Raw genomic sequence first — 12732 nt, 5'->3', positions numbered from 1 at the left:
CGAGTCTTGCGAAGCAGCTTGCGGTGCTTCTTCTTCGCCATGCGCTTGCGGCGCTTCTTGATGACAGAACCCACGGAAAACCTCACTATGTCAGGGGTCTGGACGCGGGTGGCCGCGTCCGGGAACGGGCATCTCGAAAAATGCCCTCGGATCAGTCTAGCCGACGTCGGCGATAGGACGTTGCACGGCCTCGGTGACGGCCGTCTCGGGCACGCGGTAACTGCGACCGAATCGCACGGCCGGGAGCTCGCCGGCGTGCACCAGGCGGTACACGGTCATCTTCGACACGCGCATGATCTCGGCCACTTCCGCGACCGTCAGAAAACGCACGTCAGAAAGGTCCGGCATCCCATTCCCCCACCGATACCCGATGCGGTGCCTCCGCATTGCTGTGAACCAACATTAGGGTCTCTGTGCGCCGCGTGTAAACCCGTGTGATCGGTGTGACTCGTGTGTTCACCGACCGGGGAAGCGCTTGAAGGCACTGTCCCACGCATGCTTCGCGGATGCCGCCGCGCGCCCGACCAGGTCGGCCGCCGCGACCGCGGGCTCGGGAAGCGTCGAGGGGCCCGCGGGAGCGGGGAGGAGATCTTCGTCCAGGAAGGGGACGAGCCAGTCATCGACCGCGTCCAGCGGCGCCGGCGACAGGCTGTAATAGCGGTGCTGGCCCTCTTCGCGCACCGTCACCAGCTCGGCCTCACGGAGCACCTTGAGGTGCTTGGAGACCGTGGGCTGGCTGACGCCCAGGTCGGTGACGATGTGGGACACACTCGTGCCATGCTCGCCCGCCGACGCGCGCTCGCGCAGAAGCTGCAGAATGTCCCGACGGGTACCGTCGGCGATCACGTCGAAGATGTCCGCCATGACGATAGGTTAGCCCGCGCCGCGGCGCGGAGTACCATGTCAACGGTTCTTCGTCAGAGAGGGGCGGACCATGACGGGCGACACCGCGGGTGCCCGTGCATGGCGCTCCCTGCGCACCTCACTCGCGGCCACGCGTGATCGACTGCGCGACGCGACCACGGCATCGCCGTCGCGGTTCGCCGTCGGCATCTTCCTCGCGCTGATCCTGCTGTTCACCGCACTGTTCTCGCTGCCCGCGGCATCCGCCGACGGCCGGGTCACGCCGTTCGCCGATGCCCTGTTCACCGCGGTGTCGACGATCTGCGTGACGGGGCTTTCGACCGTCAACATGGGGACGCACTGGAGCGCGTTCGGTCACCTGATCGTCTACATCGGCGTGAACGTGGGCGCGATGGGGGTGCTGACCCTGGCATCCATTCTGGGCCTGGTGATCTCCAAGCGCCTGGGCCTGCGGGCGAAGCTGATCGCCGCGGGCGACACGAACCCCCTGCGCGCCCACGGCGGACCCGTCAACGAGGGCCAGGCGGTGCGCCTGGGCGAGGTCGGCCAGCTCCTGGCCACCGTGGCGTTGTCGACCCTCGTGATCGAGGCAGGACTCGCGGTGCTGCTGTATCCGTCGCTGCTCGCGAGCGGTGTCGATCCGTTGAGCGCACTGTGGGAGGCGCCGTACTACGCGGCGATGTCGTTCACCAACACCGGCTTCGCGCCGAACGCCGAGGGCATCGCCCCGTTCGCGCACAACTACCTCTTCCTGACGCTTCTGATGGCGGGGGTGTTCCTGGGCTCCATCGGCTTCCCCGTCATCTTCGCGCTGTGGCGCCACCACCTCCACGTCCGCCGCTGGTCGCTGCACGCCAAGCTCACCCTGATCACGACGGTCATCCTGTTCTTCGCCGGTGCCGCAGTGTTCCTGCTGCTCGAGTACGACAACCCGAAGACGTTCGGCGGGATGGATGCCTGGGACACGACCTTCCAAGCATTCTTCCTGTCCGCGATGACGCGCTCGGGGGGCTTCTCCATCGTCGACATCGGGCAGCTGCACGGATCGTCTCTCGTCGTGGGCTCGATGCTCATGTTCATCGGCGGCGGCTCGGCATCCACCGCCGGCGGCATCAAAGTGACCACCCTCGCCGTCCTCGCCCTCGCCGTCTGGTCCGAGGCCAAGGGACGACCGAGCGTGCAGGCGTTCGGCCGCCGCATCCCCAGCGATGTGCAGCGCGTCGCCCTGTCCGTCGTCGCCTGGGGCTCGACGATCGTCGCGGTGTCGACCATCACGATCGCGCAGATCACGAGATATCCCGTCGAGTACGTGCTCTTCGACGTCGTCTCGGGCTTCGCGACCGTGGGCCTGTCCACCGGTATCACGCAGGACCTGCCCGATCTCGCCGTCTACGTCATGGCGGCGACGATGTTCATGGGGCGCGTGGGTACCGTCACTCTCGCCGCGGCCGTCGCCGCGACGAACCGATCGCAGCACTACTCGCTGCCCGTCGAAAGGCCGATCGTTGGTTGAGCAGATCCGGAGCGATGCTCCCGTCCTGGTGATCGGCCTCGGCCGTTTCGGAGCCGCGTGCGCCGGCGAACTCGACCGCCTCGATCGCGAAGTCCTCGCGATCGACGACAACCTCGAGCTCGTGCAGAAGTGGTCCGAGCGTGTCACCCACACGGTGCAGGCCGACGCCAAGAACATCGAGGCGCTCAAGCAGATCGGCGCCCAGGACTTCCAGGTGGCCGTCGTCGCCGTCGGCTCCTCGATCGAGGCGTCGGTGCTCATCACGGCGAATCTCGTCGACCTGAAGGTGCCGCAGATCTGGGCGAAAGCCGTCTCCCAGAGCCACGGCAAGATCCTCGCCCGCGTCGGCGCGAATCACGTCATCTACCCCGAGCGCGAGGCCGGCGAGCGCGTCGCGCACCTGGTCAGCGGCCGGATGCTCGACTTCATCCGCTTCGACGACGACTTCGTCCTCGCCAAGATGTACCCGCCGAAGTTCATCCGCGGCATCGGCCTGAACGAGTCGGGGGTGCGCAGCAAGTACAGCGTCACCGTCGTCGGCGTGAAGAGCCCGGGCAAGCCGTTCCGCTACGCCGAGGCCGACACCGTGGTGACCAACCACGACCTGATCATCGTGTCGGGCACCAACAGCGACATCGAGCGTTTCGCCTCGCTCGACCGCTGACCGCGGCATCCGCCCCCGCCGCGCCCTCCGCGCCCTCCGCGCCCTCCGCGCCCGCGAGAAACCATCTGCGGCGCGAGAAACCCTGCCGCGCGGGGTTTCTCGGCTCGCCGGTGGTTTCTCGCCGGCGCACGGCGGCTCCTCCCCAGGCGGCGCGGGAGGGGATGACCGCGGGAAGGGTGGGGATGAGACCGCGGCGGCGCGGGTGCCGGGGCATGATCTGCGGATGCCGCACCTGCCGACGGACCGTGCCACCACCCGGTCACCGCTTCCGCTCGTCACCTCCGCCGAGGCCCGCGTGCTGCGGCTGGCGGTGGCCGGTCCCGGTTTCGTGCGGGTGCGCCGCGGCGTGTACGTGGATGCCGCCGCGGCGGCGCGGCTGGCGCCGTGGCAGCGGTATGCGCTGCGGGTGCACGCCTTCGCGCTCGTCCACCCGGATGCCGTGCTGTGCCTGGAGTCCGCCGCGGTGCTGCTCGGCCTGCCGCTGTTCGGCGAGGCGCGCGACATCCACGTGTTCGATCCGGACCGCACGGCGTCGCGACGGTTCGGCGACGTGTGCGTGCACACCAGCACGGACGCGCGGGAGGTCGTGAGCGTCGACGGCATCCTGTGCACCTCGCCGACGGATGCCGTCATCGATCTCGCCCGCGTGCTCCCGCCCGCGCAGGCGCTCGCCGTCGTGGATGCCGCGATCTCGCCCCGACAGGGCGGCGCTCTCGTCGTCGACGACCTCCGGGAGCGCGCCGCGTCGCAGGCCTCCCGCCGGGGCGTCGCGCGGCTGGCGTGGGCCTGGGCGCACGCGGACGCGCGCGCCGAGTCGCCCGGCGAGAGCGTCAGCCGCGCCGTCATCCGCTGGTGCGGCTTCGAAGACCCGGTGCTGCAGGCCGAGTTCCGCTACGAGGGGGTCACGGACCGCACGGACTTCCTGTTCCCGTCGAGCCGCACGGTGGGCGAGAGCGACGGCTGGGGCAAGTACGGCATCGACGACGGCGACGCGCCAGCGGCGGCCGCGCGGCGTTTCCGCGACGAGAAGCGCCGCGAGGACCGTCTGCGCCGCGCGGGGCATCCGGTCGCACGCTGGGAGATGGCGGACGCGGTGCGGGTCGAGCCGTTGGCGACCGCCCTGCAGCGCGCGGCCGTCCGGCTCGTCCGCCCGCGCGACCGCGCCGGACTGGCGAGCCTGCGCCAGACGCCCCGAGCTCTCCCTCACCGGCCGCAGTGAGAAACCACAACGGCGACGACACGCACCTGCAGCGGTGGTTTCTCGTGCCGAAGGTGGTTTCTCGCGGGCGCGGGGACGCGGCGGGCGGGCGGGCGAAGCGGGCGGGCGGCGGGGGTCAGGCGCCGGCGGCCATCTCCTTGGCGCGGGCGAGGGCGGCGTCGGTCGCCTCGGCGAACACGCCGTCCAGGCGGGCGCCCTGCAGCACCGCGATCGCACGCTCGGTCGTGCCCTTGGGACTGGTGACGCGCCGGCGCAGCTCGGCGGGGTCCTCCCCCGTGGCATCCAGCAGCGCCGCGGCGCCGATGAAGGTCTGCTCGGCCATCAGGCGCGCGTCGGCGTCGGAGAAACCCTTGCCGCGTGCGGCCTCGGTGAGCTCCTCGACCAGCAGGAAGAAGTAGGCCGGACCCGACCCCGAGATCGTCGACAGGGCGTCGATCTGCGACTCGGGCACCTCGATGACCGCCCCGCACGTCTCGAACAGCCGGCGCACCAGCGCCAGCTCGTCCGCGGATGCCGTGGGGCCCGCCGACAGGCCGGTCACCGCCTTGCCGACCACCGCGGGGGTGTTCGGCATGGAGCGGATCACCGAGACCTCTTCACCCACGATGGACGCGAATGTCGCGATCGTGACACCCGCGGCGAGGCTCACGATGATCGTCCCCGGACGCAGCACGGGCGCGATCTCGCGGAGCAGATCGGGCACCATCACCGGCTTCACACCGATGAGCACGATGTCGGCGGCTGCGGCGGCAGCCGTGTTCGCGTCGCCGTCGGCCTCGAGCGAAAGGCTCGTGACGCCGTCGAGTCCCACCAAGGCGTCAGCGCGCACGGCGGTGCGGTTGGTCACGGTGATCGCGGGGGCATCACCCGAGCGGACGAGGCCCTGCAAGATCGCGCCTCCCATCGAGCCGGCACCGAGGATCGCGATCGAAGGGAGGGGGGAAGCCATGCCCTCATCCTCGCAGAGGAACGAGCGGCCTGCAGAGAAACCACTCATCCGTGCTCGGCTGCGCCGGTTTCCCCGCTGGGGGTACCCGTGATCGACGGGGTCGCCGCCGCCGTGCGGTGGGCAGAGAGCCTGACGGCCCTCGGCAGACCCACCCGTACGGCAGGGCCGTACGCACCTCGGGACCACGAGAACGCATGGTCGGGTCCGCCGCTCGGCGCACTCCGACTCTTCACCTGAGAGTCCGTTCATGACGACAGGTCGTCGGAGTAGGATGCGGTCATGACGCTCCTCGACGGCATCACCTCCCGGATCATCGACACAGAGCGCCTGCGCGTCGGCATCCTCGAACGCGTCGGCGACAACCCGGCCGCGACCGCGGACCAGACCGTGATCCTGGTGCACGGCAACGTGTCGTCGAGCCTGTTCTGGCAGGAGCTCATGCAGGATCTGCCCAGCGATCTGCGGATCATCGCCGTCGATCTGCGCGGGTTCGGCAACACCGAGAGCGCGCCCGTCGACGCCACCCGCGGCGTCCGCGACTTCAGCGACGACGTGTTCGCCACGCTGCAGGTGCTGGGCATCGACACGGCGCACCTCGTCGGGTGGTCCATGGGAGGAGGCGTGGTCATGCAGTACGCCATCGACCACCCCGTGCGCTCGCTCACCTTGCAGGCGCCGGTCTCGCCCTACGGCTTCGGGGGCACCCGCCGCGACGGATCGCGGGTGACCGCCGACGACGCCGGCTGCGGCGCGGGCGGCGCCAACCCCGACTTCGTGCAGCGACTCACCGACCGCGACATGACCGACGAGGCACCGACGTCGCCGCGCAGCGTCTTCCGCTCCGGCTATGTCGCACCGGGATACACGAGCGCGCACGAGGACATCTGGGTGGAGTCGATGAACACCACCTCCACGGCCACCGGCAACTACCCCGGCGACAGCGTCGCCAGCGAGAACTGGCCCGGGTTCGCCGCCGGACGCCTGGGCGTGCTGAACACCATGGCGCCGCAGTACTTCAACACCTCGAGCATCGTGGACATCACCCCCAAGCCTCCCGTCCTCTGGGTGCGCGGCTCGGCCGACGCGATCGTCTCCGATGCCTCCTTCTTCGACATCAACCACCTCGGCGCCCTCGGGGTGATCCCGGGGTGGCCGGGCGCCGAGTCCGCACCCGCGCAGGAGATGGTGTCGCAAACCCGCGACGTGCTGGATGCCTACCAAGCGGCGGGAGGCGCCGTCACCGAACTGGTCTTCGAGGGCGTCGGCCACGCGCCGCACCTGGAGCGCCCCGCGGAGTTCCGTCGCGCCCTGCTGGAGAACATCGGCTACATCGGCCGTCGGGCCGACCCCGCCCCGCCCACCGAGGCGATCATCCTCAGCTCCTCGGACTGAGGCAGGGACCTCCTCAACGGCGGGCGTCGAAGAAGGTGCGCAGCAGGGCGCGCGCGTCGTCCTCCAGGATGCCGCCGACCACTTCGGCCCGCACCGGCAGCCGCCGGTCACGTAGCACGTCGTACACCGATCCGGCCGCTCCCGCCTTCTCGTCCCACGCGCCGAACACGACCCGGCCGACGCGAGCCTGCAGGATCGCGCCCGCGCACATCAGACACGGCTCGAGGGTCACGGTCAGCGTGCACCCCTCGAGGTTCCACGACCCGACGGATGCCGCGGCCTGCCGGAGGGCCACGACCTCCGCATGGGCGGTGGGGTCGGCGGTCGCCTCCCGCAGGTTGAGACCTTCACCGATCGCCGCGCCCCCCGCATCCACGACGACCGCGCCCACCGGGATCTCTCCCGCGTCCGCCGCGCGAGCGGCCAGTGCAAGGGCACGACGCATCACCGTCTCGTCGTCGGCACGCACGGGCAGGCTCATGCCTTCAGCGTAGGCTGAGATCATGCGCGTGCACGTTGCCGATCACCCCCTCATCACCCACAAGCTCACCGTGCTGCGCGACGAGCGCACACCATCTCCGGTGTTCCGACAGCTCACCGAAGAGCTGTTGACCCTGCTCGCGTATGAGGCGACCCGCGGCGTGCGCGTCGAAGAGGTCGAGATCCAGACCCCGGTGACCACCACGACCGGCGTGCGCATCTCGGAGCCGCGACCGCTGGTGGTGCCGATCCTCCGCGCCGGCCTCGGCATGCTCGACGGCATGGTGAAGCTGCTGCCCACCGCCGAGATCGGCTTCCTGGGCATGGCGCGCAACGAGGAGACGCTGCAGCCGTACACGTACGCCGAGCGCCTTCCCGACGATCTCAGCGACCGACAGTGCTTCGTGCTCGACCCGATGCTCGCGACCGGCGGCTCGCTCGGCGCCGCGATCGATTTCCTCTTCGCCCGCGGCGCGCAGGACGTCACCGCGATCTGCATCCTCGGCGCGCCCGAGGGCGTCGCGAAGATCGAGGAGCTCGTCGGGGACCGCGACGTGACCCTCGTGCTCGGGGCGCTCGATGAGCGTCTCAACGAGAAGGGCTACATCGTGCCCGGCCTCGGCGACGCCGGCGACCGCCTCTACGGCACGGTCTGAGCGGCTTCATCCGCCCCGTGTCGTCGCTATCGGATGCCGAGAGTGACGCAACAGGACGGACGAGCGAGGCTCACAGCCACCGCCGCCGCTTGAAGATCAGGTAGAGCACGGTGGGGAAGGCCACCATCACGCCGAGAGCGACGGGGTAGCCGTACTCCCAGTGCAGCTCGGGCATGACGTCGAAGTTCATGCCGTACACCGTGCCGATCAGCGTGGGCGCGAAGATGATCGCCGCCCACGAAGAGATCTTCTTCACCTGCTCGTTCTGCGCCGGGTTCACCTCGGTCTGCCGCCGGGAGACGAGCGCGGAGTGCACGATGAGCGCCTTGTCGAGCACCGCACGGAAGCCGTCGATGCGCTCGGTGACGCGGAGGGCATGGTCGCGGACGTCGCGCAGCCGCCGCTGCAGCTCGATGTCGACGTGGTAGGCGTCGTGGCCGCGCTGCAGCCATTCGATGATCGGCACCAGCGGGTGGGTGGCTCGGAAGAAGCGGTTCAGCTCTCCGGACAGCTCGTAGATGCGGCGCGAGAGGGCATCGTCGTCGGCGTCTCCGAACAGGTCGTCCTCGATCTCGTCGATGTCGTTCTCGATGCCGGCGACCAGCGGCTCGTACTCGTCGACGACGCGGTCGAGCACGGCGTACAGCACCGCCTCCGATCCCAGCGCCAACAGTTCCGGCTGCTGCTCGAGGCGCCGCCGCACCGCTCCGAGATCGGGGGACTCGGCATGACGGATGGTGATCACGAAGTCGGGGCCGACGAACAGGTGCAGCTCGCCGATGTCCAGCTCCTCGCGCTCGTCGTCGTAGCGGGCGGGGCGCAGCACCACGAACAGCGTGTCGCCGTAACGCTCGACCTTGGAGCGCTGATGCCCCAGAGCCGCATCCTCGATGGCGAGCGGGTGCAGTTCGAACTCTGTCGCGACGGACGCCAGCTCCTCGTCCGACGGACGGTACAGGCCGATCCACGCGAAGCCCGTGTGGGCTTCCTGGAGGGCGTAGGCATCGTCGAGCGAGGCGGGGGTGGCAACGCGCACCCCGTCCTTGTACACGGCGTTGTCGATCAGGGTCATGGGTCTCTCCTCGTGGACACGCGGTCGCCGAGCGCCGCGGGGCGGGCACGCACGAAGGATCGCGCGCACGTCGGAGCGTGCCGAGCGGACGGCACGCACGAAAACGCCGCGGGTGCGCCGGCCTCAGAACGAGAGGATGCCGGCGGCGAGCACCGCGGCGCGGCTACTATCGTCTGCCATGGTGTCTCACCGCCTCTGATCGCGGCTCGTCGTGATCGGATGCACGGGGACGAGCCTCGGGGAGTATATCCCCCGAAGATGACCGGCGCGCGGCCGAGACCGGTCGCGGCCCCGGGCGACGGTATCGTCACCCTTCGGCGCGTCGCCCGGTCTCCTGCTCCCAGAACTCCAGCTGCTGGGTGAGCGCCTTCGCCAGCTCGAACACCTGCTGCGGGGGGATGCGCACTCGCTGCACCACCCGAGCGGGCACGACCGTGACGGGCGCACCGTCGGCATCCGCCCCGGCCTGCGGAGGCCGCACGAGAGAGACGAAGTCCATCACGAACACGTCGGGCGTGTGCCACACGTTCGCGAAGTCGGCGAAGCTGCCGGCGATCACCTCCGGCGGCAGATCGATCTCAAACTGCCGGGGCATCTCATCGCTCATGTCGTGCTCCTGTTCGCCACGTCGCGGAGGCGTCGCCCCGCGGAACTCGACCGGTGCGCGTCGACCGATAGGCCGAGTCTAGGGCGCGTCCGCGCCGACGAGACGGGCGAAGGCACTGAGGCGGGCGACACCGTCCGGAGTGCGGGGCAGGTCGTCGAGCAGCCCCGTGCCGTAGACCACGAACGCGGTGTGCTCGGCCCGCGAGATGGCCACGTTCAGACGGTTCTGCAGCAGGAGGAACTCGAGCCCTCGCGGTGCATCACGGCCGCTGGATGCCGCGAGCGACACGATCGCGACGGCAGCTTCCTGACCCTGGAACTTGTCGACCGTTCCGACCGGGATCTCCCCGAGCCCGGCCGCTGCCAGCACGGACTCGACGAGCACCTGCTGCGCGTTGTACGGGGTGACGACGATCAGATCCGCGGCCGTGAGCGGTCGTGGGCGCGCCTGTTCGGATGGCGTCCACGCCCGCCCAAGGAGGTCGCGAGCGAGGGCGAGGACGGCGTCGGCCTCCTCCGGCGACTGTGTGGCGTTGCCCGCGTGGGTCAGCGGCATGGGGACGACGCCGGCCGCAACGCCGTCGAGGTGACGCCCCGCGGTGGACGGATGCGCCGCGAGTCGCCCGTCGTAGGACAGTTCGGAGACGGGAGCGGCGACCTCGGGGCGCATCCGCCGCGTCTGTGCGAGGAAGAAGCCGCGATCATCGGGGACGACCGCGACGCCATCCATCACCCATCCGAGTGCGGAGGTGTCGACCGGCTCGGGATGGGTGCCCTGGCTCACCTGCGGCAGCTGCTGGGGATCGCCGAGCAGCAGCAGTCGCTGCGCCGCGACCGACACCGCGATGGTCGAGGCGAGCGAGAACTGTCCGGCTTCGTCGATGACGAGCAGGTCCAGACTCGCGCGGGGCACGCGTCCGGGGTGGCTCAGGTCCCATGCCGTACCGCCGATGACGAACCCGTCCGGGTGTGCCTGGGCGAAGGCCGCATAGCCGTCCTTCGCGATGGCGGTGAAACTCTCCGCACCGGATGCCGCGCCCTTCGTCGCCTTCGCGACGCGCTCACCCGGCACCCCCGCATCGACGATGCGCGCGAGCATGTTCTCCACGACCGCGTGCGACTGCGCCACCACGCCGACGCGGTATCCCTTCTCGCGGACCAGGCGCGCGACCACGTGCGAACCGACGTAGGTCTTGCCGGTGCCCGGCGGGCCTTGCACGGCCAGATAGCTGCGGTCGAGATCGTCGACGGCGCGGGCGATCTCGTCGACCGCGTCACCGTCGCCGCGCGCGAGCGTACCCGAGCGCGTGCGCGGGATTCTGCGCAGCAGCAGGTCGGTCGCGGGGTCGAACGGGAAGTCCGCCGAGCGCAGCGGGGCCGCCTGGATGATTGTGTCGGCCCAGTGATCGATCGCCGCCTGCTGCGACCCGGCCTGAGGCGGCGCGGGCGGGGTCGAGGCGATCGGCAGCTCCTGCCAGGTGAATCCGTGGACGGAGTTCTCCTCCACGACCATTCCGTCATCGAGGACGTCGACGACGCGGACCGACCGCGCGGCGTGGATCCAGCGCGGGCTGGTGTCGATCGGGAACGGTGTCGGCAGCTCGTACAGCAGGAAGACCGATCCCCCCGCGGACAGCTTCGTTCCCGGCGCGAGGTCGCCGCGCAGCTCGAGCACCCGGCGCTGGACGCGTCCGCCCTCCGGTACGTGCCAGTCGCTCAGGACTCGGCACCGATCGTGATCGAAGACGACGACGTCGCGGGTGTCCTCCCAGATCGAGACGGGCTCACGCAGCCGCAGGAAGTGCGTCGCCCAGAAGGTCTTCGCCTCGCGGGGGTAGTAGTCGATCGCCGCGGCGGCGAGCTTGAGCGCGGTGACCGCGGCCACATCGGGGGCATCGTCCCTCTCGGCAGCGCCCGCCATCCGCGTGAGCGCATCGGCACGCGGGGAGGGTTCGTAGGGACGCTCTGCGGCGTCGACGTCTGCCGAGGGCAGGAGCTTGGACTCCCGGGCCCGCTCGACCAGCCAGTTGCGCAAGCGACGGGTCGAGACGCAGTCGTAGCGGTTGTAGTCGGCGAGATCGTCGAGAATCGCCGCTCCCGCGGCATCCGCCCCCGCGTCCATCAGCTCGCGCGCCTCGACATACTTGACGATCGAGTCGTCGCCGCGCTGCACGTCGCTGGTGCGCACCTCGGCGCCCATGTAGAGCGGCTCGAGCTTCTTGATCGAGTACGAGCGCGATCCCACGCGAAGGGCGCGCCGGACGATCGGGTAGAGGTCGACGAAGACGCCCTCACGCAACAGCGTGTCGACCTCGGCCTCGCGCACACCGTAGCGGGCGGCCATCGCCAGCAGATGCGTCGGTTCGTACGGCGCGTAGTGGTAGATGTGCATTCCGGGGTGGGCGCGCCGGCGCAGCGCCACCACATCCAGGAAGTCCTCGAGCGCCCGCTTCTCGTCGGCAAAGGAATGCGCCCACAGCGCCGCGTATTGCTCGTCGTCGTCGACCCAGCCGAACAGGTAGTCGATGCCCCACATCGCTCCCACCCCGTCGGCGGCTTCGGTGTAGAGCGGGTCTCCCTCGAAGTCGAAGAAGAGGTCGCCGCGGTCGGGCCGGGGCAGCGCTCCGATCGCCTTCGGAAAGACCACCTCGAAGGTCGGCACCGGCGGCGCGGCCGCGGTTGCCGTCTCCCCCACGCCGCCCGCCGGGCTGTCCAGCTGCAGGCGCGCCTGCGTACGCAGGCCGGCGAACGTGTCACCCGACATCCGCTCGGGAGGCGCGCTCGCGACGGCCAGGTCGTCGATGGTATGGATGCCGGCGGCGCGCAGCCGGTCACGCTGCACGGGTCGCATCCCGGCGACGAGCAGCAGGTCGCGATGGGCGACGACCTCCGCATCGCAGGTCGCGCATCGGCCGCACGCCACGATCCTGAGCTCACCCCGGTCGTCTCCCCACGCGATCGGAGCGCCCGTGGCGCCCGCCGCGATGTCGCGGTCGGCGACGAGCGCCCGCAGTCGCTGCCTGCGCAACCGGAAGACGGGTAGGAGGTCGCTGACGGCGTGCGTCGAGGTCGTGCCGTCGCCGAGCAGCAACTCCACACGGCTGCTGCGCGGCACTCCCAGCCGGTCGAGCTGGTCGGCATATGCCGCAAGCTGCATCAACGCCGTCACGCGTGCGTGACGCGCGAGTTTGGTGTCCTGCACGACCCACGGGTTGGCGGCGGTATCCGCGGGGCGAGCGGGGTCGTCGCGCACGAGGAAGTCGGCGAATCCGACGAACTCCTCGGTGGCGAACACCGCCTGATAGATGACCGCGACG

The 12732-nt window shown here is 70.2% G+C and carries 13 protein-coding genes; 5 read left to right on the top strand and 8 right to left on the bottom strand.

Features of this window, described 5'->3' with window-relative positions; genetic code table 11:
- The 3 genes from BGN98_RS04225 to BGN98_RS04215 form a co-directional block, all read right to left on the bottom strand.
- On the bottom strand, positions 1 to 74 hold a 74-nt coding region (locus BGN98_RS04225; RefSeq protein ID WP_288119775.1), incomplete at its 3' end, for a 30S ribosomal protein bS22.
- Positions 75 to 156: 82 nt separating this feature from the next.
- Positions 157 to 348 (bottom strand): helix-turn-helix domain-containing protein, encoded by a 192-nt coding sequence (locus BGN98_RS04220; RefSeq protein WP_005049784.1) that lies wholly within the window; start codon positions 346 to 348, stop codon positions 157 to 159.
- Between the two features lie 108 nt (positions 349 to 456).
- Entirely contained in the window at positions 457 to 864 is a 408-nt protein-coding gene (locus BGN98_RS04215) for an ArsR/SmtB family transcription factor (RefSeq protein ID WP_005049783.1), read from the bottom strand.
- 70 nt (positions 865 to 934) lie between these two features.
- Here BGN98_RS04215 and BGN98_RS04210 point away from each other — a divergent pair, with 70 nt between their 5' ends.
- From BGN98_RS04210 to BGN98_RS04200, 3 genes are all read left to right on the top strand, one after another.
- Positions 935 to 2377, top strand: a complete 1443-nt coding sequence (locus BGN98_RS04210) for a TrkH family potassium uptake protein (protein ID WP_005049781.1) — start codon at positions 935 to 937, stop codon at positions 2375 to 2377.
- A complete protein-coding gene (locus tag BGN98_RS04205) occupies positions 2370 to 3041 on the top strand; it encodes a potassium channel family protein (RefSeq protein ID WP_005049780.1) in 672 nt (223 codons plus the stop codon). The genes BGN98_RS04210 and BGN98_RS04205 overlap by 8 nt, the downstream gene beginning before the upstream one ends.
- A gap of 223 nt (positions 3042 to 3264) precedes the next feature.
- A complete protein-coding gene (locus BGN98_RS04200) occupies positions 3265 to 4260 on the top strand; it encodes a hypothetical protein (RefSeq protein WP_288119771.1) in 996 nt (331 codons plus the stop codon).
- A gap of 115 nt (positions 4261 to 4375) precedes the next feature.
- Here BGN98_RS04200 and proC read toward each other — a convergent pair whose 3' ends face one another.
- A complete protein-coding gene (proC, locus tag BGN98_RS04195; RefSeq protein WP_204947737.1) occupies positions 4376 to 5209 on the bottom strand; it encodes a pyrroline-5-carboxylate reductase in 834 nt (277 codons plus the stop codon).
- A 279-nt stretch (positions 5210 to 5488) separates the two neighbouring features.
- Here proC and BGN98_RS04190 point away from each other — a divergent pair, with 279 nt between their 5' ends.
- Positions 5489 to 6601 carry an alpha/beta hydrolase gene (locus BGN98_RS04190; RefSeq protein ID WP_204947738.1) on the top strand — a complete coding sequence of 371 codons (1113 nt, stop codon included), beginning with the start codon at positions 5489 to 5491 and terminating at the stop codon, positions 6599 to 6601.
- 13 nt (positions 6602 to 6614) lie between these two features.
- Here BGN98_RS04190 and tadA read toward each other — a convergent pair whose 3' ends face one another.
- Entirely contained in the window at positions 6615 to 7082 is a 468-nt protein-coding gene (tadA, locus tag BGN98_RS04185; RefSeq protein WP_005049776.1) for a tRNA adenosine(34) deaminase TadA, read from the bottom strand.
- Positions 7083 to 7104: 22 nt separating this feature from the next.
- On the opposite strand from tadA, the gene upp reads away from it, so the two are divergent.
- Positions 7105 to 7737, top strand: coding sequence for a uracil phosphoribosyltransferase (gene upp, locus BGN98_RS04180; protein WP_101305601.1), 633 nt, complete (start codon positions 7105 to 7107; stop codon positions 7735 to 7737).
- Between the two features lie 70 nt (positions 7738 to 7807).
- Here upp and BGN98_RS04175 read toward each other — a convergent pair whose 3' ends face one another.
- The 3 genes from BGN98_RS04175 to BGN98_RS04165 all read right to left on the bottom strand — a co-directional run.
- Positions 7808 to 8809 carry a magnesium and cobalt transport protein CorA gene (locus tag BGN98_RS04175; protein ID WP_288119769.1) on the bottom strand — a complete coding sequence of 334 codons (1002 nt, stop codon included), beginning with the start codon at positions 8807 to 8809 and terminating at the stop codon, positions 7808 to 7810.
- A gap of 307 nt (positions 8810 to 9116) precedes the next feature.
- On the bottom strand, positions 9117 to 9416 hold the full coding sequence (locus BGN98_RS04170; protein ID WP_005049773.1) for a DUF3467 domain-containing protein: 300 nt from the start codon (positions 9414 to 9416) through the stop codon (positions 9117 to 9119).
- A 78-nt stretch (positions 9417 to 9494) separates the two neighbouring features.
- Positions 9495 to 12732, bottom strand: a 3238-nt coding sequence (locus BGN98_RS04165) for a TM0106 family RecB-like putative nuclease (protein ID WP_288119768.1), incomplete at its 5' end; no start/stop codon positions are given.

Origin of the sequence: Microbacterium sp. 69-7, from assembly GCF_001897985.1 — a bacterium.
Lineage (GTDB): Bacteria > Actinomycetota > Actinomycetes > Actinomycetales > Microbacteriaceae > Microbacterium > Microbacterium laevaniformans.
This window is presented reverse-complemented; position numbering and strand designations above follow the sequence as displayed.

Excerpts from the sequence above, each read along its gene's own strand:
- BGN98_RS04220 (WP_005049784.1), bottom strand. The coding sequence starts at position 348 with ATGCCGGACCTTTCTGACGTGCGTTTTCTGACGGTCGCGGAAGTGGCC.
- BGN98_RS04215 (WP_005049783.1), bottom strand. The coding sequence starts at position 864 with ATGGCGGACATCTTCGACGTGATCGCCGACGGTACCCGTCGGGACATT.
- BGN98_RS04210 (WP_005049781.1), top strand. The coding sequence starts at position 935 with ATGACGGGCGACACCGCGGGTGCCCGTGCATGGCGCTCCCTGCGCACC.
- BGN98_RS04200 (WP_288119771.1), top strand. The coding sequence starts at position 3,265 with ATGCCGCACCTGCCGACGGACCGTGCCACCACCCGGTCACCGCTTCCG.
- proC (WP_204947737.1), bottom strand. The coding sequence starts at position 5,209 with ATGGCTTCCCCCCTCCCTTCGATCGCGATCCTCGGTGCCGGCTCGATG.
- BGN98_RS04190 (WP_204947738.1), top strand. The coding sequence starts at position 5,489 with ATGACGCTCCTCGACGGCATCACCTCCCGGATCATCGACACAGAGCGC.
- tadA (WP_005049776.1), bottom strand. The coding sequence starts at position 7,082 with ATGAGCCTGCCCGTGCGTGCCGACGACGAGACGGTGATGCGTCGTGCC.
- upp (WP_101305601.1), top strand. The coding sequence starts at position 7,105 with ATGCGCGTGCACGTTGCCGATCACCCCCTCATCACCCACAAGCTCACC.
- BGN98_RS04175 (WP_288119769.1), bottom strand. The coding sequence starts at position 8,809 with ATGACCCTGATCGACAACGCCGTGTACAAGGACGGGGTGCGCGTTGCC.
- BGN98_RS04170 (WP_005049773.1), bottom strand. The coding sequence starts at position 9,416 with ATGAGCGATGAGATGCCCCGGCAGTTTGAGATCGATCTGCCGCCGGAG.